The sequence below is a fragment of the Streptomyces hazeniae genome (assembly GCF_031845485.1).
Taxonomy (GTDB): Bacteria; Actinomycetota; Actinomycetes; order Streptomycetales; family Streptomycetaceae; genus Streptomyces; species Streptomyces hazeniae.
In genome coordinates, this window is the sequence record NZ_JAVREQ010000005.1 from 55,225 (window position 1) to 78,725 (window position 23,501).

Genomic DNA, 23,501 nt, shown 5'->3' on the forward strand with positions numbered 1-23,501 from the left:
GCCTTCGGCCGTCGGGATCGGCCGTCTGCGAGGACACCGTCCGCAGAGGACAAGTGAGGACTGAGACCCCTGTGAGCAAGCCCGTAGTACTCATCGCCGAAGAGCTCTCCCCGGCCACCGTCGACGCGCTCGGACCGGACTTCGAGATCCGTCACTGCGACGGCGCGAACCGCGCCGAACTCCTCCCCGCGATCGCCGACGTCGACGCCGTCCTCGTTCGCAGCGCGACCAAGGTCGACGCCGAGGCCATCGCCGCCGCGAAGCGGCTGAAGGTCGTCGCCCGCGCCGGCGTCGGCCTGGACAACGTGGACGTCTCCGCGGCCACCAAGGCCGGCGTGATGGTGGTCAACGCCCCCACGTCCAACATCGTCACCGCCGCCGAGCTGGCCTGCGGCCTGCTGGTGGCGACGGCGCGCAACATCCCGCAGGCCAACACCGCGCTGAAGAACGGCGAGTGGAAGCGCAGCAAGTACACCGGCGTCGAGCTGAGCGAGAAGACCTTGGGCGTGGTCGGCCTCGGCCGCATCGGCGTGCTGGTGGCGCAGCGCATGTCCGCGTTCGGCATGAAGATCGTGGCCTTCGACCCGTACGTGCAGCCCGCCCGGGCCGCGCAGATGGGCGTCAAGCTCGTCACCCTGGACGAACTGCTGGCGGTGTCGGACTTCATCACCGTGCACCTGCCCAAGACCCCGGAGACGCTCGGCCTGATCGGCGACGAGGCGCTGCGCAAGGTCAAGCCTGAGGTCCGGATCGTCAACGCCGCGCGCGGCGGCATCGTCGACGAGGACGCTCTGTTCGCCGCCCTCAAGGAGGGCCGTGTCGCGGGCGCCGGACTCGACGTGTACACCAGCGAGCCGTGCACCGACTCGCCGCTGTTCGCGTTCGACCAGGTCGTCTGCACCCCGCACCTCGGCGCCTCCACCGGCGAGGCGCAGGAGAAGGCCGGCATCTCGGTCGCCAAGTCCGTGCGTCTCGCGCTCGCCGGTGAACTCGTGCCGGACGCGGTGAACGTCCAGGGCGGCGTCATCGCCGAGGACGTGCGCCCGGGGCTGCCGCTCGCCGAGAAGCTGGGCCGCATCTTCACGGCGCTGGCCGGCGAGGTCGCCCACCGGCTCGACGTCGAGGTCTACGGCGAGATCACCCAGCACGACGTGAAGGTGCTGGAGCTCTCCGCCCTCAAGGGCGTCTTCGAGGACGTGGTCGACGAGACGGTCAGTTACGTCAACGCGCCGCTGTTCGCGCAGGAGCGCGGCGTGGAGGTGCGGCTGACCACCTCCTCCGAGTCCCCGGAGCACCGGAACGTGGTGGTCGTGCGCGGCACCCTCGGCAGCGGGGAGGAGATCTCCGTCTCCGGCACGCTGTCCGGCCCCAAGCACCTGCAGAAGATCGTCGCCGTCGGCGAGCACGACATCGACCTGGCCCTCGCCGACCACATGGCCTTCCTGCGCTACGGCGACCGCCCCGGCGTCGTCGGCACGGTCGGCCGGGCCCTGGGCGAGGCGGGCCTGAACATCGCGGGGATGCAGGTGTCCCGGTCGGCGGCCGGCGGGGAGGCGCTCGTCGCGCTCACCGTGGACGACACCGTCCCGGCGTCGGTGCTGGCGGAGATCGCCGAGGAGATCGGCGCCACGTCCGCCCGCACGGTCAATCTGCAGGACTGACCACGCGGTTTCCCGCCTGACGAGGGGCCGGCGCGAGCGCGTCGGCCCCTCGTCAGGTTTCCGGAGGTCCGCCTCAGGACAGCCGGGCCGCCTTCAGCGCGACGTGCAGCAGCAGCCGGTCGGCGCCGTCGTCGAGATCCAGCCCGGTCAGCCGCTCCACCCGCCCCAGCCGGTAGTACAGCGTCTGCCGGTGGATGCCCAGGTCCGCCGCCGTCCGGCCGGCCTGACCGGCGCGGTCGAGGAACGCCTCGGCCGTGCGCGCCATCTCGCGGTGCGCCGGCTCCAGGAGTTCCCGCACCGAGGGGTCCGGTGCCGTGCCCACGGGGAGCCGTCCGAGCAGGCGGTACGGCCCGATGTCCGCCCATTCGGCGACGGAGCCGAATCGCTCCGGTTCGGCCGCCGCCGCCCGTGCGGCGACCAGCGCCTCTCGCCAGGCGGTGGGAGCCGCTGCGGCAAACTCGCCCCGCACCGCCCCGATTCCGGCGGCCCGACGGGACGGGCCCGGCGAGCGCTCCGGGGACGCCGGGCGCGCGGCCGGGCCCACGTCGTCCGAGGGCGGGAGACCCAGCAGGCGCCGCCCGACCGCGCGCGCCGGCGCGAGTACGGCGGCGGCACGCAGACGGGTCAGCACGGCCAGCGCGCCCCCGGCCGTCCCGGCCTCCGCCGCGCCCGTCGCCCCGGCCCCGGACCCGCCTGCGGTGCCGCTCGGCACGTCACCCGTCCGGACGCCACCGGCGCCGGGCATAAGGCAGTGGGCCGCCACGCCGGGCCACGCCGCAGGCCCGCCGCCCGGCGAGGTGAGGGTCCCCGTGTCCGGGGCCGTGTCCGACGGCTCCCACGGGGCCACCGCCACCACCGCCAGCGGCCCGTCCAGCGTGGCGCCCAGCGTGGTCCGCAGCTCCTCGGCCGCCTCCGCCCGCCCGGCCGCAGGGCCGGTGAGCAGCTCGCGCAGCAGGGCGCCCGCGTGGGCGCCCTGCTGCGCCTCGGCGGCCAGCAGCGCGCCGATCCGGGTCGCCGTCTGCTGGGCCCGGGCCACCCGCGGGTCGCGCAGGTCGAGCGCGCCGTCGTCCAGCAGCCAGACGTAGCCGTACACCACGCCGCCGTGCCGCACGGGCAGGCAGAGCCGCCCGGTCCGCACCCCGGCCGCCGGGTCCGGCGGGATGCGTACCGGTTCCCGCGCCCGGGTGATGCCGAAGCTCTCGAACCACTTCCGGACCGCCGCCGTGGAACGCCGCTGAAGGATGGTCCGCGTGCGGACCTGGTCCAGGTCCGCGTCCGGGCCGCGCTCCTCGTCGCCCTCGTGGGCGGCGAAGGCGATCAGGGTGAAGTCGCGGTCCTCCAGCGTCGCCGGGGTCCCGAGTGAGGCGGAGACGTCGTCGACCAGCGTCTGGTAGTCCTCGCGCATCCGGCTCCGCCTCCTGTCCCGTCCCGCGTGCTCCTCCGCTCATTCTCATACATCTGTCTGAGATCCGGGACACGGATACGTGACAGCTGTCGATGGCCCGGTACCGGAGTGATCCTTAACTTTGCACGGTGGGCGGCTCACCCCTGTCGTCCGAGGAAACACCGTGAAAAGTGGAGGTGCCCGTGCTGGGTCCCGTGCTTCTCGCCGCCGCACGCAGCGACGCCATCCGTCGCGCGGTCTCGGCCGCGCCCGTCACCCGGCCGGTCGTCGACCGTTTCGTCGCGGGGGAGCGGCTCGACCAGTCGCTGACCGCCGTACGCGACCTCGCGGACCGCGGCCTGGAGGTGACCCTCGACCACCTCGGCGAGGACATCACGGACCGCTCGGAGGCCGTGCGCAACCGCGACGCCTACCTCGCCCTGGCAGAGGCCCTGGCCGGCGAGGGGCTGGGGGAGCGGGCCGAGATGTCCGTGAAGCTCTCCGCATTCGGCCAGGCGCTGCCCGGCGGCGAGGACATCGCCTACGGCAACGTGCTCCCGGTCGTCGAGGCCGCCGCGCAGGCCGGCACCACGGTCACCCTCGACATGGAGGACCACACCACGGTCGACTCGACCCTCCGTATCCTCTCCGAGCTGCGGGGGCGCTTCCCGCAGACGGGCGCCGTCGTGCAGAGCTACCTCTTCCGCACCGAGGAGGACTGCCACGCGCTCGCCGGGGAAGGCTCCCGGGTGCGACTGGTGAAGGGCGCCTACAAGGAGCCCGCCGAGGTCGCCCACCAGGACAAGCGCGAGGTCGACCGGGCGTACGTCCGCTGCCTGAAGATCCTCATGGCGGGCAAGGGCTATCCGATGATCGGCTCGCACGACCCGCGCATGGTCGCCATCACGCAGGAGCTGGCGCGCACCGCGGGCCGCAAGATCGACAGCTACGAGTTCCAGATGCTCTACGGCATCCGCGAGGCGGAACAGGAGCGGCTGGCCGCGGCAGGTCACCGTATGCGCGTCTACGTGCCCTACGGCACCGACTGGTACGGCTACTTCATGCGGCGCCTCGCGGAGCGCCCGGCGAACCTCGCCTTCTTCCTCCGGAGCCTGATCAGCCGCCGCTAGCGGCGGCTCGCCCCGGCGAGGGGCCGTTAGCCTCGAAGCGGGGCCGTCACCCCCGGCCCCCTCCGCACCGACTTTGCCTTCAGACAACCTCGAACCGCGAAGGAGCACGCGACCCATGGACGCCGTGACCCACGTCCCCGCCCCGTACAACGAGCCGGTGCACACCTACGCACCCGGCAGCGCCGAGCGGGCCCGGCTGGAGAAGAAGCTCAAGGAGCTCTCCGAGAACCCGATCGACCTCCCCATGACCATCGCCGGGGAGAAGCGGATGGGCGGCGGCGAGCGCTTCGACGTCGTGCAGCCGCACGACCACAAGGCGGTCATCGGCACCTACGCCAACGCCACCCGCCAGGACGCCCAGGAGGCGATCGACGCCGCACTGGCCGCCGCCCCGGCCTGGCGCGCGATGTCCTTCGACGACCGCGCGGCGATCCTGCTGAAGGCCGCCGACCTGCTGGCCGGCCCGTGGCGCGAGACCATCGCCGCCTCCACCATGCTGGGCCAGTCCAAGACCGCCCAGCAGGCCGAGATCGACGCTCCCTGCGAGCTGATCGACTTCTGGCGCTTCAACGTGCACTTCGCGCGCGAGCTGCTGACCGAGCAGCCCCCGATGCAGCCGCACGGCGTCTGGAACCGGCTGGACCACCGTCCGCTGGAGGGCTTCGTCTACGCCATCACGCCGTTCAACTTCACCGCCATCGCGGGCAACCTGCCGACCGCGCCGGCGCTGATGGGCAACGTCGTGGTCTGGAAGCCGTCGCCCACGCAGACGCACTCCGCCATCCTGCTCATGGAGCTGCTGGAGGAGGCGGGCATGCCCAAGGGCGTGATCAACCTCGTCACCGGCGACGGCAAGGAGGTCTCCGAGGTCGCGCTGCCGCACCCCGACCTGGCCGGTGTCCACTTCACCGGCTCCACCGCCACCTTCCAGTACCTGTGGAAGTCGGTCGGCGAGAACATCGAGAAGTACCGCTCGTACCCGCGCCTCGTCGGCGAGACCGGCGGCAAGGACTTCATCGTCGCCCACCCCAGCGTGGACCGCGCCGTGCTGAAGACCGCCATGATCCGCGGCGCGTTCGAGTACCAGGGGCAGAAGTGCTCGGCCGCGTCCCGCGCCTACATCCCGCGCTCGGTGTGGGAGGGCGGCTTCAAGGACCAGCTCGTCGCCGAGACCGAGGGCCTGACCATGGGTGACGTCAGCGACCTGTCGAACTTCGTCGGCGCCGTCATCGACGACCGCGCGTTCGCCAAGAACAAGGCCGCGATCGACCGCGCCAAGGAGGACCCGACCTGCGAGATCGTCGCGGGCGGCACCTACGACGACTCGGTCGGCTACTTCGTCCGCCCGACGGTCATCGCCTGCACCGACCCGGAGAACGAGCTCTTCTCCACGGAGTACTTCGGCCCGATCATCGGCGTCCACGTCTACGAGGACGCCGAGTGGGAGACGATGCTCGACCAGATGGAGTCCGTCTCCGCGTACGCCCTGACCGGCGCCGTGCTGGCGCAGGACCGGCAGGTGCTGGCCGAGGCGAGCGCCAAGCTGCGCTTCGCGGCCGGCAACTTCTACCTGAACGACCGTCCCACCGGCTCCATCGTCGGCCAGCAGCCGTTCGGCGGCGCCCGCGCCTCCGGCACCAACGACAAGGCGGGTTCGAAGTTCAACCTGCTGCGCTGGATGTCGCCGCGCTCCATCAAGGAGACGATGGTGGCCCCGACCGACTACCGCTACCCGCACATGGGCTGACCCCACGGGCTCCGGCCCGTCGAAGGCCCGCGCCCCGACGGGGCGCGGGCCTTCGCGCTACCGTGGGCCGCATGCCGATCCGCGCCGTGCTCTGGGACGTCGACGACACCCTGTTCGACTACACCGGTTCCGACGACGCCGCGGCGCTCGCCCACATCGAGGCGGAGGGGCTGCTGTCCCGGCACGCCTCGCCGGAAGCGGCGCTCGCCCGGTGGCGGACGGTGATGGAGGAGCAGTACGCCCGGTTCACCTCCGGCGAGATCGCCTTCCTCGACCACCGCCGTGAACGTGCCCGGCAGTTCCTCGGCCAACGGCTCTCCGACGAGGACGCCGACGCCTGGTTCGGCCGGTACGTGACCCGGTACGAGGCGGCCTGGACGCTCTTCCCCGACACCGTCGCCGCACTGGACGCGCTGGCGCACAGCCACCGGCACGGCGTGCTCTCCAACTCCTCGGTACGCAACCAGGAACGCAAGCTCACCCGCCTCGGCATCCGCGACCGGTTCGAGGTGCTCCTGTGCTCCGACCGGCTCGGCGTCGCCAAGCCGGACCCCGCCGCCTTCCTCGCCGGCTGCGCGGCCCTGGACCTGCCGCCGCACGAGGTGGCGTACGTCGGGGACCGGCTGGACCTGGACGCGGAGGCCGCCGTCGCCGCGGGGCTGACGGGCGTGTGGCTGGACCGGAACGGCGGTACCGCCGCCGCCTTCTCGCCGCGCATCAGCGTCCTCACGGACCTGCCCGCCGTGCTGGAGGCGGCGTCGCCGTCGCCCTGACACCTCGTCGGCCCTCGCCCGGTCACGGAGAGAAACCGCAGGTCGGAGCCTTCGGCGTCTCAGATAGTAGGAAGCCCAAGTAAAAACGAGACATCGGGGCCCCGGGCTCTTACCGTGGTAGCAGCCGATATGTTTCGTCGCTCCATCAGCGACCGGCGGACGAGGCGCGGTGCCCGTACGCAGGTGACCCCTGCCGCACCGTTCGCCCCCGCCCCTTCCGGCGCGTTGCATCCGCATTCCCAGCCCCGAGGCATGCCCGCCCCGGCGCTCGCAGAACTCGACGCCTCGCAGAAGGAGCCCCCCATGCACGAGACAGCCCGCCGCCGCGCCCGCCACGCCGCCGTCCGCCGTACCCGCCGCGACAGCGACCGTCAGAACGCCGCCGCCGCGCTCCAGCGCGCCCTGGACCGCCGGGACAACGGCGGCGCCACCGGCCACTGAACCGCCGTACCCCGGACAGGCAGCACCCGTACCGGCACCGTCCCGGCGCGCGCCTGCCCCGGAGCAGAACCACACGACACGACGCGTCCGGATGCTGGACGCGTCGTGTCGGTGGATGGGACGGAGAGTAGGGTCCCGGTATGTCTCGCAGCCTCAGCCTCGCAGTGATCCCCGGTGACGGCATCGGCCCGGAGGTCGTCGCCCAGGGCCTCAAGGTCCTCGGCGCCGTTCTCCCGCCGGACGTGAAGCTGGAGACCCGGGAGTACGACCTCGGCGCCGCCCGCTGGCACGCCACCGGCGAGACCCTGCCGGACGCGGAACTCGAACGGCTCGCCGGGCACGACGCGATCCTGCTCGGCGCCATCGGCGACCCGACCGTGCCCTCCGGCGTGCTGGAGCGCGGCCTGCTGCTCAAGCTGCGGTTCGCCTTCGACCACTTCGTCAACCTCCGCCCGTCGAAGCTCTTCCCGCAGACCGCGACGCCCCTTCAGGGCCGCCCGGACATCGACTTCGTCGTCGTCCGCGAGGGCACCGAGGGCCCGTACACGGGCAACGGAGGCAGCCTGCGGACCGGAACGCCGGCCGAGGTCGCCACCGAGGTGAGCGTCAACACCGCGTACGGCGTGGAGCGCGTGGTGCGCGACGCGTACGAGCGGGCGCGCGCCAGGCCGCGCCGGAAGCTGACCCTCGTCCACAAGAACAACGTGCTGGTGCACGCGGGCCACCTGTGGAAGAACACCTTCGACCGGATCGGCCGCGAGTACCCCGAGGTCACCACCGACTACCTGCACGTCGACGCGGCGACGATCTTCTTCGTCACCGACCCCGCACGGTTCGACGTGATCGTCACCGACAACCTGTTCGGCGACATCCTCACCGACCTGGCCGCGGCCGTCACCGGCGGCATCGGCCTCGCCGCCTCGGGGAACATCAACCCCACCGGCACGTTCCCCTCCATGTTCGAGCCCGTGCACGGCTCCGCGCCCGACATCGCGGGCACCGGGCAGGCCGACCCGACGGCGACGATCCTGTCCGTCGCCCTGCTGCTGCGGCACCTCGGCCACGAGACCGAGGCCGTCCGGGTCGAGGACGCCGTGACCGCCGACCTCGCCGAGCGCTCCGGACCGCGCAGCACCGACGCGACGGGCGACGCCATCGCCGCCCGGGTCACCGGGTAGACCCGGACTCCGCGGACGGGCGCCCGCCGCCCGTCCGCTGGGCAAGCACGCGGCCGGGTGTCACCATGCACCCAGGACCGCCACCCCCGTCAGCCGGACGGCGGCCCGCGCGCGATAATCGGATGCGGGACCGCGCAGGGAGGGAAGCTCGGACGTCCTACTACTCCCGGGAACAGGGGTAACGGCGTCGCGGTCCGCCACGACACTCACCGAAGGACGCGCTCACATGACGACGACGCCCCGCATCGACTTCGACCTGAAGCCCTCAGCGCAGCCGCTGTCCGCCGCCGAGCGCGAGGCCGTGCTCGCCGATCCCGGCTTCGGCCGCCACTTCACCGACCACATGGTCACCATCCGCTGGACCGAGGGCCGCGGCTGGCACGACGCGCAGCTCCAGCCGTACGCGCCGCTGTCCATCGACCCGGCGAACGCGACGCTGCACTACGCGCAGACGATCTTCGAGGGCCTCAAGGCGTACAAGCAGGCGGACGGCTCCGTCGCCAGCTTCCGCCCCGACGCCAACGCGCGCCGCTTCCAGCGCTCCGCCCGGCGTCTGGCCATGCCGGAGCTTCCGGTCGAGACCTTCGTCGAGGCCTGCGACCTACTGGTGAAGCAGGACCGCGACTGGGTGCCGAGCGAGGGCGAGCAGTCGCTCTACCTGCGCCCCTTCCTGTTCGCCACGGAGGTGGGGCTGGGCGTCCGCCCCGCGAACGAGTACCTGTTCATCGTGATCGCCTCGCCCGCCGGTGCCTACTTCCCGCGCGGCGTGAAGCCGGTCTCGGTCTGGCTCTCCGAGGAGTACGTCCGCGCCGCTCCCGGAGGCATGGGCGAGGCCAAGACCGGCGGCAACTACGCCGCCTCCCTGGTCGCCCAGAAGGAGGCTGCGGCGCAGGGCTGCGACCAGGTGGTCTGGCTGGACGCGCTGGAGCGCCGCTACATCGAGGAGATGGGCGGCATGAACCTCTACTTCGTCTACGGCAGCGGAGCGGACGCCCGGATCGTCACGCCCGAGCTGACGGGCACCCTGCTGCCCGGCATCACCCGTGACTCGCTGCTCCGCATCGCGGAGGACCTGGGCCACAAGACCGCCGAGGCGCGCATCTCCACCGAGGACTGGCGCCGCGGCAACGAGGACGGCACCCTCACCGAGGTCTTCGCCTGCGGCACCGCCGCCGTCATCACCCCGGTCGGCCACGTGAAGTCGGCCCGCGGCGAGTGGGCCGTCGGGGACGGTGAGCCCGGCGAGGTCACCATGAAGCTGCGCGAGACGCTGCTCGCGCTCCAGACCGGCCACGCCCCCGACCCGCACGGCTGGATGCACCGGCTCGGCTGAACGACGCCACGGCTCCGGACGCGCGGTCCCACCGCGCGTCCGGCGTGTTGTGCGGCGTGGTGCTGGGACGGCGTCCGGCCGATGTCCGGATGGTGAGATGCGATGGTGGGCCGGACCGACCTGTGCGAGGCTCGTCGCGTGCTCTCGTTCACCATGATTATCGGTGACAGCGCGCCGGTCCGCCGTGACCGCTGACCGCATCCGACCGGATGCGTCGGCGACCACCGTGTCCCAGACCCGCGCGCAGACCTCTCGCGACCAGCGAGGGGTCTTTTCGTTTTCCGGCCCACCCCGCAGGAAGCGGAGCGCGAGGGATGATGGGGACAAGTGGAACCGTGCCTTCCGGATCGCTCATCCCGACAGGAGCCCTGACCACCATGCCGCAGGACGCCCCCAGTGACGCCGTCCACCCCCGGGACGCCCGCCCCGGAGACGACTTCCACGTCTTCGACACCACGCTGCGCGACGGAGCGCAGCGCGAAGGCATCAACCTGAGCGTCGCCGACAAGCTCACCATCGCCCGGCACCTGGACGACTTCGGTGTCGGCTTCATCGAGGGCGGCTGGCCAGGGGCCAACCCGCGCGACACCGAGTTCTTCCAGCGCGCCCTGGCAGAGATCGACTTCCGGCACGCGCAGCTCGTCGCGTTCGGCGCCACCCGCCGTCCGGGCGTCGCGGCGGCCGACGACCCGCAGGTCGTCGCCCTCGCCGAGTCCGGTGCTCCGGTCGTCACGCTGGTCGCCAAGTCCCACGACCGGCACGTCGAACTCGCGCTGCGCACCACGCGGGAGGAGAACCTGGCCATGGTGCGCGACACCGTCGCCCACCTCCGCGGTCTGGGCCGCCGGGTCTTCGTCGACTGCGAGCACTTCTTCGACGGTCACCGCGCCGACCCCGCGTACGCCACGCAGGTCGTGCGGACGGCGCACGAGGCCGGCGCGGACGTCGTGGTGCTCTGCGACACGAACGGCGGCATGCTCCCCGGCGACGTCCAGGCCGTGGTCCGCGCGGTGCTCGCGGACACCGGCGCCCGCCTCGGCGTGCACGCCCAGGACGACACCGGCTGCGCCGTCGCCAACACCCTGGCCGCCGTCGACGCCGGCGCCACCCACGTGCAGTGCACCGCCAACGGGTACGGCGAGCGCGTCGGCAACGCCAACCTCTTCCCCGTCGTGGCCGCCCTGGAGCTCAAGTACGGCCGCCGGGTGCTCCCGGAGGGTGCGCTCGCCGAGATGACCCGCATCTCGCACGCCGTCGCCGAGGTGGTGAACCTGACCCCGTCCACCCACCAGCCCTACGTCGGCACCTCCGCCTTCGCGCACAAGGCGGGCCTGCACGCCTCCGCCATCAAGGTCGACCCCGACCTGTACCAGCACATCGACCCCGAACAGGTCGGCAACTCCATGCGCATGCTGGTCTCCGACATGGCGGGCCGCGCCTCGGTCGAGCTCAAGGGCAGGGAGCTGGGGTACGACCTCAGCGGCGACCGCGACCTCGTCGGCCGGATCGTCGAACGGGTCAAGGAGAAGGAGCTGCGCGGCTACACCTACGAGGCCGCCGACGCGTCCTTCGAACTGCTGCTGCGCGACGAGGTGCACGGCGGGCCGGACCGCAGGGCCGAGCGCTTCTTCCGGCTGGAGTCGTGGCGCGCCATCGTCGAGGACCGCCCCGACGGTTCGCACGCCAACGAGGCGACGGTGCGGCTGTGGGCCAAGGGCGAACGCGTCGTCGCCACCGGAGAGGGCAACGGCCCGGTCAACGCGCTGGACCGCGCGCTGCGCGTGGGCCTGGAGCGCATCTACCCCGGACTCGCCCGGCTGGAGCTCGTCGACTACAAGGTCCGCATCCTGGAGGGCACGCACGGCACCGAGTCCACCACCCGCGTGCTGATCTCCACCTCGGACGGCGCCGCCGAGTGGTCCACGGTCGGCGTCGCCGAGAACGTCATCGCGGCCTCCTGGCAGGCGCTGGAGGACGCCTACACCTACGGACTGCTGCGCGCGGGTGCGACACCGGGGGAGTAGGGTCCCGACAACGCCCGGCAGGCTCGGGCGCGTACGGGTGCGGCCAGGGAGGTGAACCCCCGCGCGCCACCCGCACGCGTACCGTCCTGTAGGGATCCCACAGCTACAGACCGCTGCCGTGGGAGAGTTCGCTGTGTCGCGTGGCGGGAAGCGCCAGGTTCTGTTCGTGGCGGCCATTTATCCGGCGCGGAGACTGTACGAATCTGACGACGGCGCGACGCGGGGTCGTTTCGTAGGGTCTGCACATGACCGATTTGCCTCAGGACTCCCGCGGCCGAGTGGCCGAGCTGCACGCGATCCGTGACGAGGCCCTTGGAGGGCCGAGTGAGCGGGCGACGGAGGCGCAGCATGCGAAGGGCAAGCTGACGGCTCGGGAGCGGATCGATCTGCTGATGGATGCGGGGTCGTTCCGTGAGGTGGAGACGCTGCGGCGGCATCGTGCGTCGGGGTTCGGGCTGGAGGCGAAGCGGCCGTACACCGATGGTGTGGTGACGGGGTGGGGTGAGGTCGAGGGGCGGACGGTGTTCGTGTACGCCCACGATTTCCGGATCTTCGGTGGTGCGCTGGGGGAGGCGCATGCGGCGAAGATTCACAAGATCATGGATATGGCGATCGCGGCGGGTGCGCCGTTGGTGTCGTTGAACGACGGTGCGGGGGCGCGGATTCAGGAGGGTGTTTCGGCGCTGGCGGGGTATGGGGGGATTTTTCAGCGGAACACGCGGGCGTCGGGGGTGATTCCGCAGATCAGTGTGATGCTGGGGCCGTGTGCGGGGGGTGCGGCGTATTCGCCGGCGTTGACGGATTTCGTGTTCATGGTGCGGGAGACCTCGCAGATGTTCATCACGGGTCCGGATGTGGTGCAGGCGGTGACCGGTGCGCAGGTGTCGCAGAACGGTCTGGGTGGTGCGGACGTGCACGCGGCGACGTCGGGCGTGTGTCATTTCGCGTACGACGACGAGCAGACGTGCCTGGAGGAGGTCCGGTACCTGCTGTCCCTCCTCCCGCAGAACAACCGCGAGAACCCGCCCGTGGCGGAGACCTCCGACGAGGTCGCCCGCCGCACCGAGTCCCTCCTCGACCTGGTCCCGGCCGACGGCAATCGCCCGTACGACATGCGGGCCGTCATCGAGGAACTCGTCGACGACGGTGAGCTGCTGGAGGTCCACGAGCGGTGGGCGGGGAACATCCTGTGCGTGCTGGCGCGGATGGGTGGCCAGGTCGTGGGGATCGTGGCCAACCAGCCGCAGGTGCTGGCGGGTGTGCTGGACATCGAGGCCAGTGAGAAGGCGGCGCGGTTCGTGCAGATGTGCGACGCGTTCAACATCCCGATCGTGACGCTGCTCGACGTTCCGGGTTTTCTCCCAGGAGTGGACCAGGAGCACGGCGGGATCATCCGGCACGGGGCGAAGCTGCTGTACGCCTACTGCAACGCGACGGTGCCGCGGATCTCGGTGGTGCTGCGCAAGGCGTACGGGGGTGCGTACATCGTGATGGATTCCCAGTCGATCGGGGCGGACCTGACGTTCGCGTGGCCGACGAACGAGATCGCGGTGATGGGCGCGGAGGGCGCGGCGAACGTGATCTTCCGGCGGCAGATCGCGGCGGCGGACGATCCGGAGGCGATGCGGGCCCGGATGGTCAAGGAGTACAAGGCGGAGCTGATGCATCCGTACTACGCGGCCGAGCGGGGGCTGGTCGACGACGTGATCGACCCGGCGCAGACGCGGCAGGTGCTCGTCGACTCGCTGCGGATGCTGCGCAGCAAGCACGCGGACCTGCCCTCCCGCAAGCACGGCAACCCGCCCCAGTGACGGGCCCGTCCCGCACCGCGCAGCACACCCCGACCGACCGACGCAGAGAGACGGAGAACGAAGTGAGCACTGCAGGCACCCGACTGGTCCGCGTCGAGAAGGGCCACGCGAGCGACGAGGAACTCGCCGCCGTCACCGCCCTGCTGCTGGCGCGTGCGACCGCCGCCCCGCTCCAGGCCGCCGCCGGCCACAGCGCGGCCGCCGCCCGCGGTGCTGCCGGAAAGGCCGGCTGGCGCCGTCTGGAGCGTACGCCGGGCTTCCGGGCCCCGCACAGCTGGCGCCACTGATCCCCCGGCCGTCCCGGGAGACGGCACGATGAAGCCCCGTACACCTCGGTGCACGGGGCTTCCGCGTGTGCGGCGCGCGCGGGTCGTCAGCTGCGCGGGTCGTCCATCAGCACGGTGCGGAGCGGATTTGCGGTCTGCACGGGGAGCTCCGTCTCCCCCAGCCCTTCGACCGACTGCGGTGCCAGCTCGTCCGCGCTGTCGAGGTGCGCGAGAGTGGTGCGGCGGGGGTTGGCTATGGTGCTGATGCGCATCGTCGTCTTCACGTGTCGGGTTCCCCAGCGAGTCGCTTGTCGTTTCGGTACGGCGTGTAAAAGCCGAGCGTAGGCCCCCGATTCCCCAGAGCCATGTGATTCAGACAACCCCTGGCCTGTGAGTTTCCTCACTTACTCACCAACAAAACCGGCATAGCGGTCAGGCTGCGGGGAGCAACAAAAGGGGCGAACGGGAGAATCGTGACGAAGTGCGCCGCACTGCTCGCTACCGGGGCAGGGAGGTGAGCCGCCATGCTCGTGCGGATACGTCCGGTATATCGGGTGGGCGCCTCCACGGGAGGTGATCGCATGTCTCCAGAGCGTCACCTATGTCACAGGGTCATCCACAGGCCTTGTTGCAGATCCGGCACTGTGCTGGAATTCCACGGACCGCCGCGGGAGAACAGCCGGCGCGCAGGGGGCGCACAGGAGCGCCGCGCGGCGGTCGAACGGGACGCGCCGGTCACTCACGACCGCCCTGGGGGCCCGGGAAACCCCCCTATCGATACCGTCCCGCTGCGCTGAGCGGGGGGACGCCTGGTCCAGAGGTTGCGACGCTAGTGCAGGGACGTTTCAAGAGGGATGGCAGCGCTGCGGGAGACCCGGAGCTGCGCGGTGCGACCGACCGCGGCTCCTCGCCCCAGCGTGCCCGGGAGAGCAGCCCGACGGCGGCCGTCCAGGAATCCGAGACCACGGAGACGCTGTCCAGCGGCCGGTCCGCGGACGGCGGCACCGCCGGCGGCAGGACCCGGGAGTCCGGCGGGCCGGGGTCCCGTCTGGCCCTGCGCAACTGGCGCATCAGCACGCGCCTGGTCTCACTGCTGGCCCTCCCGGTAGTCGCGGCCACCACCCTCGGCGCCCTCCGCATCGAGGACTCCCTCTCCAACGTCGATCAGCTCGACAACATGCGGCTCCTCACCGAGATGACGGAGCACGCCACCGAACTCGCCGCCGCCCTCCAGGAGGAGCGGGACAAGGCGGCCGGCCCGCTGGTCAGCACGGGCAACGAGAAGGACGACTCGGTCGTCTCGACCCGCGAGGCCACGGACCGGGCGCGCGCCGCCTTCCGTGAGGCCTCCGGGGACATCAACCCCGACGACCAGGTGCTCGCCGGTGTCCAGGCCACGGTGTACGACATCAGCCGTCAGCTCCAGGACCTCAAGAGCATCCGCGAGAACGCGTACGAGAACCCGAAGTACACCTCGCAGACCGTCGACCGGTACAGCCGGCTCATCGACTCGCTGTTGTCCCTCTCCCAGGACATGGCGCAGGCGACCAGCAACCCGGACATGATCCAGAGCACCCGCGCGCTGGCCTCCTTCTCCTCCGCGAAGGAGTACGCCTCCATCCAGCGGGCCATCATCAGCGCCGGCCTGGCCCACAAGGGCGGGCCCGAGCTGTCCGAGAACGACCGTCTGTACGCCAAGAGCGCCATGGAGGCCGAAGCCTCCAGCCTCGGCTCGTTCCGCGCCGTCTACGGACCGCAGGAGTCCGAGGACCTGCTGGAGCCGCTGGACGGCGGCATCGTCAACATCAGCGCCGCGAACACCTACCGCGACCGGGTCCTCAGCTCCGACGACGGCATCGCGCAGGAGGACCGCTCCTACCTCGACTGGTACGACCAGGACTCCACCAAGATCTACGAGATGGAGAAGATCGAGGAGTCCCTGCTCAACGACATGGAGCAGGAAGCCCGTACGCTCCGCTCCGAGTCGCAGCGCAACGCGATCATCAACGGTGCCCTCATCCTGCTCGTGCTGGGCATCTCGCTGGTCGGTGCCTTCGTCGTCGCCCGTTCGATGGTCCGGTCGCTGCGCCGCCTCCAGGACACCGCCCAGGACGTCGCCCGCAAACGGCTCCCCGAGCTGGTCAAGCAGATGTCCGAGGCCGAGCCGCAGGACGTCGACACCTCCGTCGAGTCCGTGGGCGTGCACAGCCGGGACGAGATCGGCCGGGTGGCCGCGGCGTTCGACGACGTCCACCGCGAGGCCGTGCGGCTCGCCGGCGAGCAGGCCCTGCTGCGGGGCAACGTCAACGCGATGTTCACCAACCTCTCGCGTCGCAGCCAGGGCCTCATCCAGCGCCAGCTGTCGCTGATCTCCGAACTGGAGTCCCGCGAGGCCGACCCGGACCAGCTGTCCTCGCTGTTCAAGCTGGACCACCTCGCGACCCGCATGCGCCGCAACGGCGAGAACCTCCTCGTCCTCGCGGGCGAGGAGCCGGGACGCCGCTGGACCCGGCCGGTCCCGCTCGTCGACGTGCTCCGCGCCGCCGCCTCCGAGGTGGAGCAGTACGAGCGCATCGAACTCAACTCGGTGCCCTCCACCGAGGTCGCCGGCCGAGTGGTCAACGACCTGGTCCACCTGCTCGCCGAGCTGCTGGAGAACGCCACCTCGTTCTCCTCCCCGCAGACCAAGGTCAAGGTCACCGGCCACGCACTGCCCGACGGCCGGGTGCTGGTCGAGATCCACGACACCGGCATCGGCCTGTCCCCCGAAGACCTCTCCGCGATCAACGAGCGGCTGGCGAACCCGCCGACCGTGGACGTCTCCGTCTCCCGCCGCATGGGTCTGTTCGTGGTCGGCCGCCTGTCCCTGCGGCACGGCATCCGGATCCAGCTGCGGCCCTCCGACTCCGGCGGCACCACCGCGCTGGTCATGCTCCCGGTCGACGTCGCCCAGGGCGGTCAGGCGCCCAAGGGCAAGCCCGGCGCCCGCGCCGGCGCCCCCAAGGGCGGCGGCCTCGCCGCGGCGCTCCAGCGCGAGCCCCGCGGCGGCGCGGGCTCCCCGTCGGCCGGCCAGTCCCCGCTGGGCGGCGCCTCCCGCGGGCAGGTCGGGGGAGGCGCAGCCCGCCCCGCACTGCCCGGCCGCGAGCCGGGCGGCAGTCCCTCCGGTCTGCCCAAGCGTCCCGTCGGCGGCGGTACGCCCGTCGGCGCGGGCTCCGGTGCCCCGCAGGCGTCCGGCGGCGACTTCTTCGGCGGCGGCGCGCCGGGAGCCGGTGCGGGCGGCCCGCAGCGCCCCGGACTGCCGGTGCGCGGCGGCGGCCCCGCAGGCGAGCTGCCCGGCGGCGGCGCCCCGTCCGCAGCAGGTGCCGGCGGCTTCCCGAGGCCACAGAGCGGCGGCCCGAGCCGCCCCGGTGGCCCTGGTGACACCGCCCAGTTCGAGCGCCCCGACTTCGACGGACCGCCCCCGGCGGGGCGTCCGGCGCCCGGCGGCGCGCTGGAGCCGCCCCGGCCGAGCTGGGCTGCGGCGGACACCCCGCGCGGTCACGACGAGTCGGCCACCGGCGACTACCCCCGGGCCGCACACCCGCAGGCCGGGCCGCAGGACACCGGAGAGTTCGCCCTGCCCGCCGGACCGTCCGCGTCCGGACCGGGCCAGGGCGGTCCCTCCTACGGCGGCCCGTCGTACGGAGGCCCGTCGTACGGAGGCCCGGGCCAAGGCGGCCCGGCAGAACTCGGTCAGGGCGGCCCGTCCTACGGGAACGACGACTTCGGCATCCCCGCAGGGCCGCCGGCCGGCGCCGACACCCGTACCCCGATTTTCGAGTCGATGGAATCGAGTTGGTTCCGCGGCTCCTCCGGGTCCCAGAACCGGAACGCCGGTACCCCGGCGTCCGGGAACGGTGACCCGCAGTCGCAGGCGCACACCCCGCGCCCCGGCCCCGCCTCCGCCGAGATGCCGCCGCGGCAGCCCGCGCGCGGCATGCCGAACGGCGAAGGCCCCGGCACCGGCGGCTCCCACGACACGGGAGCCAACTGGGGTGCCGCCCCGAACGACGAGCGCTGGCGTCAGGCGGAACAGCTGCGCCAGCCCGCTGCCGGGGGCGTCACCACGTCCGGCCTGCCGCGTCGCGTGCCCCGTGCCAACCTGGTGGCGGGGACCGCGCAGCAGCAGGACGGCACCGCCCGGTCCGGTCCTCAGGTCTCGCGTGCGCCGGATGACGTGCGCGGGCGGCTGACGAATCTCCGTCGTGGCATCCAGCAGGGCCGTCAGGCCGGTGCGGACGGCCGCGGCATCGGCCCCACCTACCAGCAGGAGCGTTAGTTGAGTCCGATGAGCCAGGCGGCGCAGAACCTGAACTGGTTGATCACCAACTTCGTGGACAACACCCCCGGGGTGTCCCACACGGTGGTGGTGTCCGCGGACGGCCTCCTCCTCGCGTTGTCCGAGGGCTTTCCCCGCGATCGTGCCGACCAGCTGGCGGCGGTCGCGTCGGGGCTGACCTCGCTGACCGCCGGGGCCTCCCGCATCTTCGAGGGCGGCAGCGTCAACCAGACGGTCGTGGAGATGGAGCGCGGCTTCCTCTTCATCATGTCCATCTCGGACGGCTCCTCCCTCGCCGTCCTCGCCCATCCCGATGCCGACATCGGCCTCGTCGGGTACGAGATGGCCCTCCTCGTGGACCGCGCGGGCACCGTCCTCACCCCGGACGTCCGCGCGGAACTGCAAGGCAGCATCCTCAACTGAGTGTCAGCTCCCCCCACATGAGCACCACAGTCCGCATCGCCGACAGAATGCCTCGCCCGGAGGAGCCATGATCCCGCCGCACGCCTCGCCCGGCCCGTACGGTGCGCCGCAACACCACGCCTCCTACGGCGATGACGGCGACCAGCCGCTGGTGCGTCCGTACGCGATGACGGGCGGCCGTACGCGTCCGCGCTACCAGTTGGCGATCGAGGCGCTGGTGAGCACCAGCGCCGACCCGGCGCACCTCCAGGGCCTGCTCCCGGAGCACCAGCGCATCTGCCACTTGTGCCGTGAGGTCAAGTCGGTCGCGGAGGTCTCCGCGCTGCTGGCGATACCCCTGGGCGTGGCCCGGATTCTCGTCGCCGACCTCGCCGAGGCCGGGATGGTGGCCATCCACCAGCCCGGCGGCAACGCCGAGCCCGGCGGCGCCCCCGACGTGACCTTGCTGGAAAGGGTGCTCAGTGGACTTCGCAAGCTCTAGCCCGCAGGCGGGGCAGCCGGCGCACGGAGGCGGGGGCGGCGTCCCCGCCCCCCGGTCCACGACCTCGGCCAAGATCGTGGTGGCCGGCGGCTTCGGCGTGGGCAAGACGACGTTCGTCGGCGCGGTGTCGGAGATCAATCCGCTGCGTACCGAGGCCGTGATGACCTCCGCGTCGGCCGGCGTGGACGATCTGACCCACACTGCGGACAAGACCACGACCACGGTGGCGATGGACTTCGGCCGCATCACCCTGGACGACGATCTGATCCTGTACCTGTTCGGTACGCCGGGTCAGGACCGGTTCTGGTTCATGTGGGACGACCTGGTGCGCGGTGCGATCGGTGCCGTGGTGCTGGTGGACACGCGCCGGCTGGCGGACTGCTTCCCGGCGGTGGACTACTTCGAGAACAGCGGTCTGCCGTTCGTGATCGCGCTCAACGGCTTCGAGGGCCATCAGCCGTACACGCCGGAGGAGGTGCGGGAGGCGCTGCAGATCGGGCCGGACGCGCCGATCATCACCACCGACGCCCGGCACCGCGCCGAGGCGAAGAGCGCGCTGATCACCCTGGTCGAGCACGCGCTGCTGGCCCGCCTCAAGTGACGCTCCTCGCGATCAACTCGTCCCGCAGCGGGACGAGTTGATCCACTCGGCCGTTCCGGTCCCGAGTGTGTTCTTCGCCATGGTTGAGGCACGTTTCATAACGTTTCCGCAGCTGATTGACGGGCCGTCGACACGCCGGGCGAGCAGAACGTTTCGTTCTGCGCACAAATACTTGAGCTTTCGCCCCTCTTGTCCCTTTTGCAGTGATTCGAACCTTGCGTGCTGCCACGAATCGAGGGCTCCGTCAAGTGTTTGGAAAGCGGCGCCCCCACGTGCTGGAATTCGCTGAACTCAGCAGTAGGTACGGCTTCATCCAATTCGAGGGGCCACGCGCCGAGAGGTGAGAATTCGAGTGAGGCGTAGGAACAAGGACTCCGCTCCGCAGGACACGGACGGGTCACGGGGCAATTTCACCCCGCCCGCCCGCGTGTCGGCGGAGCGTGGACGGCCGTCCGAGCCGGTCCCGCCGAGCGGCAGCCGGCTGTCCGTGCGCAACTGGCGCGTGCCCACCAGGCTGAACGCGATCCTGCTGATTCCCGTGCTGGTCGCGCTCGTCTTCGGCGGATTCCGGGTGCAGAGCTCGGTCGACACCTGGAACGAGGCCGAGGAGGCGCACGACATCGCCCGCCTCGTCGAGGCCGCGTACGACTACAGCAACGCCCTGCTCAACGAGCGTGATCGCACCGCCGAACCCCTCCTCGACGGCCGCAGGAACGATCCGACGGTCCTCAAGCTGCGCGCGGCCACGGACCGCGCCAAGGAGGCGTTCGACGCCGAGGCCGAGAACATGCCGGCCAAGCCGGGCCTCGAGCGCCGTCTGGAGCAGTTCCGCGAGGCCGAGCCGCAGCTGGAGAAGCTGCGCCAGGTCGCCTACACGGGCAGGCTCGACGGTGTGAAGACCGAGGAGGGCTACACCGAGGTCCAGCACTTCCTGATGCAGTTCGCGAACGAACTGGGTCTCGGCTCCGGCAACGTCACTTCCTACGGCCGGTCGGTCTACGCCGTCGCTCTCGCCAAGGGCGCGGAGTCGCTCCAGCGCTCCATCGGCATGCACCTGCTGCTGAAGCCCGCCGAGGATCCCGCCGAGCTGAAGCGCCAGCTCACGGCCTTCTCCTCGTACGCCTACCTCGAGCGGATCGCCGTGGAGGAGTTCGTCGGCGGTGGGCGCCCCCAGGACATCGCGCTCTTCGAGAAGGACATGCGGCAGGCGCAGCAGGCAGGCAAGGAGAGGGTCGCCGCCGCCCGGCAGGCGGCCGAGGCCCAGGGCAAACCGTTCGTCGCCCCGCCGCCGATGGAGGACATGATCCGGGCGATCGCCGGCGGTGCCGAGGCGAGCGAGCTGCGCCGGCAGGGCGTCACCCCGCAGACCTGGTCCGCCGCCGCCACGGCCAAGTTCGACGCCTACCGGGCCGTGGAGACCGAGCTGGTCGACAGCGCCGTGGCCGAGACCGAGCAGATCGCCGCCGAGTCCCGCACCGACACCTTCGTCACCGGCGCCATCGTGCTCACCGCGCTGCTGATCGCCTTCGCGCTCGCCGCGCTCATGGCCCGCTCCATGAGCCGCAGCATGCTCTCGCTGCGGACGGCCGCGTTCGACGTCGCCGAGCAGCGCCTGCCGATGCTCGTCGACCAGCTCTCCCGGACCGAGCCCGGCCGGGTCGACACCCGCGTCGAGCCCATCCCCATCACCAGCACCGACGAGATCGGCGAGGTCGCCCGGGCCTTCGACCAGGTGCACCGCGAGGCCGTCCGGCTCGCGGCGGAGCAGGCGCTGCTGCGAGGCAACGTCAACGCGATCTTCACCAACCTCTCCAGCCGCAACCAGGGCCTCATCGAGCGCCAGCTCGCCCTGATCACCGAACTGGAGAACAACGAGGCCGACCCCGACCAGCTGGAGAACCTCTTCCGGCTGGACCACCTGGCCACCCGCATGCGCCGCAACGGCGAGAACCTGCTGGTCCTCGCGGGCGAGGAGCCCGGCCGCAGCTGGAGCCGGCCGGTGCCGCTGGTGGACATCCTGCGCGCCGCGTCCTCGGAGGTGGAGCACTACGAGCGGGTCGGGATGTCCTCCGTCCCGGACAGCGAGATCCACGGCGCGGCCGTGACGGACCTCGTGCACCTGCTGGCCGAGCTGCTGGAGAACGCCACCTCGTTCTCCTCGCCGCAGACCCGGGTCGAGGTCGCCGCCACGCGCCTGCCGGACGGCCGGGTGATGATCGAGATCCACGACAAGGGCATCGGCCTGACCGCGGAGGACTTCGCGGACATCAACCACAAGCTGGCGAACCCGCCGACCGTGGACGCCGCCGTCTCCCGCCGGATGGGCCTGTTCGTGGTCGGCCGCCTGGCCGACCGGCACGGCATCCGCGTGCAGCTGCGGCCCTCGGGGGAGCAGGCCGGCACCACCTCGCTGGTCATGCTTCCGGAGGCCATCACGCACGGTGGCGGCGCGGAGGAGGTCGAGCAGGACTTCACCGTCTCGAGGATCATGCCCGAGCAGCCCGCTGCCGCGCAGCCGGTCTTCGACCAGCACCTGCGCTCGGCCGCCGACCTGGGCTTCGACGACTCCCGTTTCGCCTCCGAGGGCGAGCCGGTCCCGGACGGGGCGCAGTACGACGCCCTCGGCCGCTCGCTCCTGCGTGAGGAGCGCCGCGCGGCGCTGGAGGGCCGTCGGCCCGACGAGCCGGAGGGTGTGTGGAACGAGACCGGCGACGGCTACGGCACCGGGTACGGCGACGGTTACGGAGCCGGCGACGGTTACGGAGCCCGCCCCGGGTACGAAACGGACGGCGGGCCCTCGAGCGGCGGCTATGCCGCGGGGGCCGCAGACCGGTCCGGATACGGGCAGAGCGGATACGACCCCGGCCCGGAGTTCCCGGCCGGTGACCAGCCCGGTTATGATCACCGGACCTCGGGCTGGCCGGAAGCGGAATCCGCTCCCGGCGTTCACGAGGGCACCGGTGAGCGCGTAGGCTTCGAACGACCGGGCCCCTCACCGAGCAGCTACCACTCCACGACCGGCGCGGGACTCCCGCGGCGGGACCCGGGGCGACGGCCGCACGAAGAGGGACCGGCAGCGCAGCACCAGGTCCAAGCGGAATCTCCGTCCCAGCAGCCGCAGCAGTCCCTGCCGCAGCAGCCGGGCTCCCCGGAGAACACCGGCGACCAGTGGAGTTCGGCCAACGACGACCGCTGGGGCCGGGCCGAGAAGCTGCGCAACCCGCAGGCCGGCGGTGTCACGCACTCCGGCCTCCCGCGACGGGTGCCCAGGGCCAACCTGGTCGAGGGCACCGCGGCGCAGAGCCCGCAGGGCGGCCCTCAGGTCTCCCGCGCCCCCGAGGACGTACGCGGCAGGCTCAGCAACCTGCACCGCGGCGTCCGAAGGGGACGCAACGCGAGCGATGCCCACCAGAACGACCGACAGGGCTTCGGCCCCGGCAGCACCTACGATCAGGAGCGTTAGTGTGAGCCCGATGAGCCAGGCGGCGCAGAACCTGAACTGGTTGATCACCAACTTCGTGGACAACACCCCCGGGGTGTCCCACACGGTGGTGGTCTCCGCGGACGGACTGCTCCTCGCGATGTCCGAGGGCTTCCCCCGCGATCGTGCCGACCAGCTGGCGGCGGTCGCGTCGGGGCTGACCTCGCTGACCGCCGGGGCGTCCCGCATCTTCGAGGGCGGCAGCGTCAACCAGACGGTCGTGGAGATGGAGCGCGGCTTCCTCTTCATCATGTCCATCTCGGACGGCTCCTCCCTCGCCGTCCTCGCCCATCCCGATGCCGACATCGGCCTCGTCGGGTACGAGATGGCCCTCCTCGTGGACCGCGCGGGCACCGTGCTCACCCCGGACGTCCGCGCGGAACTGCAAGGCAGCATCCTCAACTGAGTGTCAGCTCCCCCCACATGAGCACCACAGTCCGCATCGCCGA

Annotated in this window: 18 protein-coding genes; 16 read left to right on the plus strand and 2 right to left on the minus strand. The window is 71.7% G+C overall.

All coding sequences use genetic code 11. The features are described from left to right. Window positions 1-71: 71 nt before the first annotated feature. Window positions 72-1,661 carry a phosphoglycerate dehydrogenase gene (serA, locus tag RM572_RS07815; protein WP_311672547.1) on the plus strand — a complete coding sequence of 530 codons (1,590 nt, stop codon included), beginning with the start codon at window positions 72-74 and terminating at the stop codon, window positions 1,659-1,661. 73 nt (window positions 1,662-1,734) lie between these two features. On the opposite strand, the gene RM572_RS07820 is transcribed toward serA, so the two are convergent. Beyond that, a complete protein-coding gene (locus RM572_RS07820) occupies window positions 1,735-3,066 on the minus strand; it encodes a PucR family transcriptional regulator (protein ID WP_311672548.1) in 1,332 nt (443 codons plus the stop codon). A gap of 182 nt (window positions 3,067-3,248) precedes the next feature. Between RM572_RS07820 and RM572_RS07825 the strand changes: the two genes are divergently transcribed. From RM572_RS07825 to RM572_RS07865, 9 genes are all read left to right on the plus strand, one after another. After that, window positions 3,249-4,175, plus strand: coding sequence for a proline dehydrogenase family protein (locus RM572_RS07825; protein ID WP_311672549.1), 927 nt, complete (start codon window positions 3,249-3,251; stop codon window positions 4,173-4,175). Between the two features lie 115 nt (window positions 4,176-4,290). Then, complete coding sequence (pruA, locus tag RM572_RS07830; RefSeq protein WP_311672550.1) at window positions 4,291-5,922, plus strand: L-glutamate gamma-semialdehyde dehydrogenase; 1,632 nt, start codon at window positions 4,291-4,293, stop codon at window positions 5,920-5,922. A 71-nt stretch (window positions 5,923-5,993) separates the two neighbouring features. After that, window positions 5,994-6,695 (plus strand): HAD family hydrolase, encoded by a 702-nt coding sequence (locus RM572_RS07835; protein WP_311672551.1) that lies wholly within the window; start codon window positions 5,994-5,996, stop codon window positions 6,693-6,695. A gap of 303 nt (window positions 6,696-6,998) precedes the next feature. Further along, window positions 6,999-7,136, plus strand: a complete 138-nt coding sequence (locus tag RM572_RS07840) for a hypothetical protein (protein ID WP_136182229.1) — start codon at window positions 6,999-7,001, stop codon at window positions 7,134-7,136. A 140-nt stretch (window positions 7,137-7,276) separates the two neighbouring features. Beyond that, window positions 7,277-8,314 (plus strand): 3-isopropylmalate dehydrogenase, encoded by a 1,038-nt coding sequence (locus RM572_RS07845; RefSeq protein ID WP_311672552.1) that lies wholly within the window; start codon window positions 7,277-7,279, stop codon window positions 8,312-8,314. A gap of 226 nt (window positions 8,315-8,540) precedes the next feature. Continuing rightward, window positions 8,541-9,647 (plus strand): branched-chain amino acid aminotransferase, encoded by a 1,107-nt coding sequence (locus RM572_RS07850; RefSeq protein WP_311672553.1) that lies wholly within the window; start codon window positions 8,541-8,543, stop codon window positions 9,645-9,647. A gap of 377 nt (window positions 9,648-10,024) precedes the next feature. Then, complete coding sequence (cimA, locus tag RM572_RS07855) at window positions 10,025-11,671, plus strand: citramalate synthase (RefSeq protein WP_311672554.1); 1,647 nt, start codon at window positions 10,025-10,027, stop codon at window positions 11,669-11,671. Between the two features lie 245 nt (window positions 11,672-11,916). Then, window positions 11,917-13,482 carry an acyl-CoA carboxylase subunit beta gene (locus RM572_RS07860; RefSeq protein ID WP_311672555.1) on the plus strand — a complete coding sequence of 522 codons (1,566 nt, stop codon included), beginning with the start codon at window positions 11,917-11,919 and terminating at the stop codon, window positions 13,480-13,482. Window positions 13,483-13,544: 62 nt separating this feature from the next. Further along, window positions 13,545-13,769, plus strand: coding sequence for an acyl-CoA carboxylase epsilon subunit (locus RM572_RS07865; protein ID WP_027765236.1), 225 nt, complete (start codon window positions 13,545-13,547; stop codon window positions 13,767-13,769). 86 nt (window positions 13,770-13,855) lie between these two features. On the opposite strand, the gene RM572_RS07870 is transcribed toward RM572_RS07865, so the two are convergent. Next, the gene (locus RM572_RS07870; protein WP_311672556.1) at window positions 13,856-14,032 is read right to left on the minus strand and encodes a hypothetical protein; all 177 of its coding nucleotides are present in this window, start codon (window positions 14,030-14,032) and stop codon (window positions 13,856-13,858) included. 548 nt (window positions 14,033-14,580) lie between these two features. Between RM572_RS07870 and RM572_RS07875 the strand changes: the two genes are divergently transcribed. From RM572_RS07875 to RM572_RS07900, 6 genes are all read left to right on the plus strand, one after another. Continuing rightward, window positions 14,581-18,066 (plus strand): nitrate- and nitrite sensing domain-containing protein, encoded by a 3,486-nt coding sequence (locus RM572_RS07875; protein ID WP_311672557.1) that lies wholly within the window; start codon window positions 14,581-14,583, stop codon window positions 18,064-18,066. A 9-nt stretch (window positions 18,067-18,075) separates the two neighbouring features. Next, window positions 18,076-18,489: a roadblock/LC7 domain-containing protein gene (locus RM572_RS07880; RefSeq protein ID WP_037791317.1), complete on the plus strand. Its 414-nt coding sequence runs from the start codon at window positions 18,076-18,078 to the stop codon at window positions 18,487-18,489. A 67-nt stretch (window positions 18,490-18,556) separates the two neighbouring features. Then, entirely contained in the window at window positions 18,557-18,970 is a 414-nt protein-coding gene (locus RM572_RS07885; RefSeq protein WP_027765239.1) for a DUF742 domain-containing protein, read from the plus strand. Beyond that, window positions 18,951-19,571, plus strand: coding sequence for a GTP-binding protein (locus RM572_RS07890; RefSeq protein WP_394813548.1), 621 nt, complete (start codon window positions 18,951-18,953; stop codon window positions 19,569-19,571). The genes RM572_RS07885 and RM572_RS07890 overlap by 20 nt, the downstream gene beginning before the upstream one ends. A 352-nt stretch (window positions 19,572-19,923) precedes the next feature. After that, window positions 19,924-23,034: a sensor histidine kinase gene (locus RM572_RS07895; protein ID WP_311672558.1), complete on the plus strand. Its 3,111-nt coding sequence runs from the start codon at window positions 19,924-19,926 to the stop codon at window positions 23,032-23,034. Between the two features lie 10 nt (window positions 23,035-23,044). Next, complete coding sequence (locus RM572_RS07900; protein ID WP_136185200.1) at window positions 23,045-23,458, plus strand: roadblock/LC7 domain-containing protein; 414 nt, start codon at window positions 23,045-23,047, stop codon at window positions 23,456-23,458. The last annotated feature ends 43 nt before the right edge of the window (window positions 23,459-23,501 follow it).

Excerpts from the sequence above, each read along its gene's own strand:
- RM572_RS07820 (WP_311672548.1), bottom strand. The coding sequence starts at position 3,066 with ATGCGCGAGGACTACCAGACGCTGGTCGACGACGTCTCCGCCTCACTC.
- pruA (WP_311672550.1), top strand. The coding sequence starts at position 4,291 with ATGGACGCCGTGACCCACGTCCCCGCCCCGTACAACGAGCCGGTGCAC.
- RM572_RS07835 (WP_311672551.1), top strand. The coding sequence starts at position 5,994 with ATGCCGATCCGCGCCGTGCTCTGGGACGTCGACGACACCCTGTTCGAC.
- RM572_RS07840 (WP_136182229.1), top strand. The coding sequence starts at position 6,999 with ATGCACGAGACAGCCCGCCGCCGCGCCCGCCACGCCGCCGTCCGCCGT.
- RM572_RS07845 (WP_311672552.1), top strand. The coding sequence starts at position 7,277 with ATGTCTCGCAGCCTCAGCCTCGCAGTGATCCCCGGTGACGGCATCGGC.
- RM572_RS07850 (WP_311672553.1), top strand. The coding sequence starts at position 8,541 with ATGACGACGACGCCCCGCATCGACTTCGACCTGAAGCCCTCAGCGCAG.
- cimA (WP_311672554.1), top strand. The coding sequence starts at position 10,025 with ATGCCGCAGGACGCCCCCAGTGACGCCGTCCACCCCCGGGACGCCCGC.
- RM572_RS07860 (WP_311672555.1), top strand. The coding sequence starts at position 11,917 with ATGACCGATTTGCCTCAGGACTCCCGCGGCCGAGTGGCCGAGCTGCAC.
- RM572_RS07880 (WP_037791317.1), top strand. The coding sequence starts at position 18,076 with ATGAGCCAGGCGGCGCAGAACCTGAACTGGTTGATCACCAACTTCGTG.
- RM572_RS07885 (WP_027765239.1), top strand. The coding sequence starts at position 18,557 with ATGATCCCGCCGCACGCCTCGCCCGGCCCGTACGGTGCGCCGCAACAC.
- RM572_RS07900 (WP_136185200.1), top strand. The coding sequence starts at position 23,045 with ATGAGCCAGGCGGCGCAGAACCTGAACTGGTTGATCACCAACTTCGTG.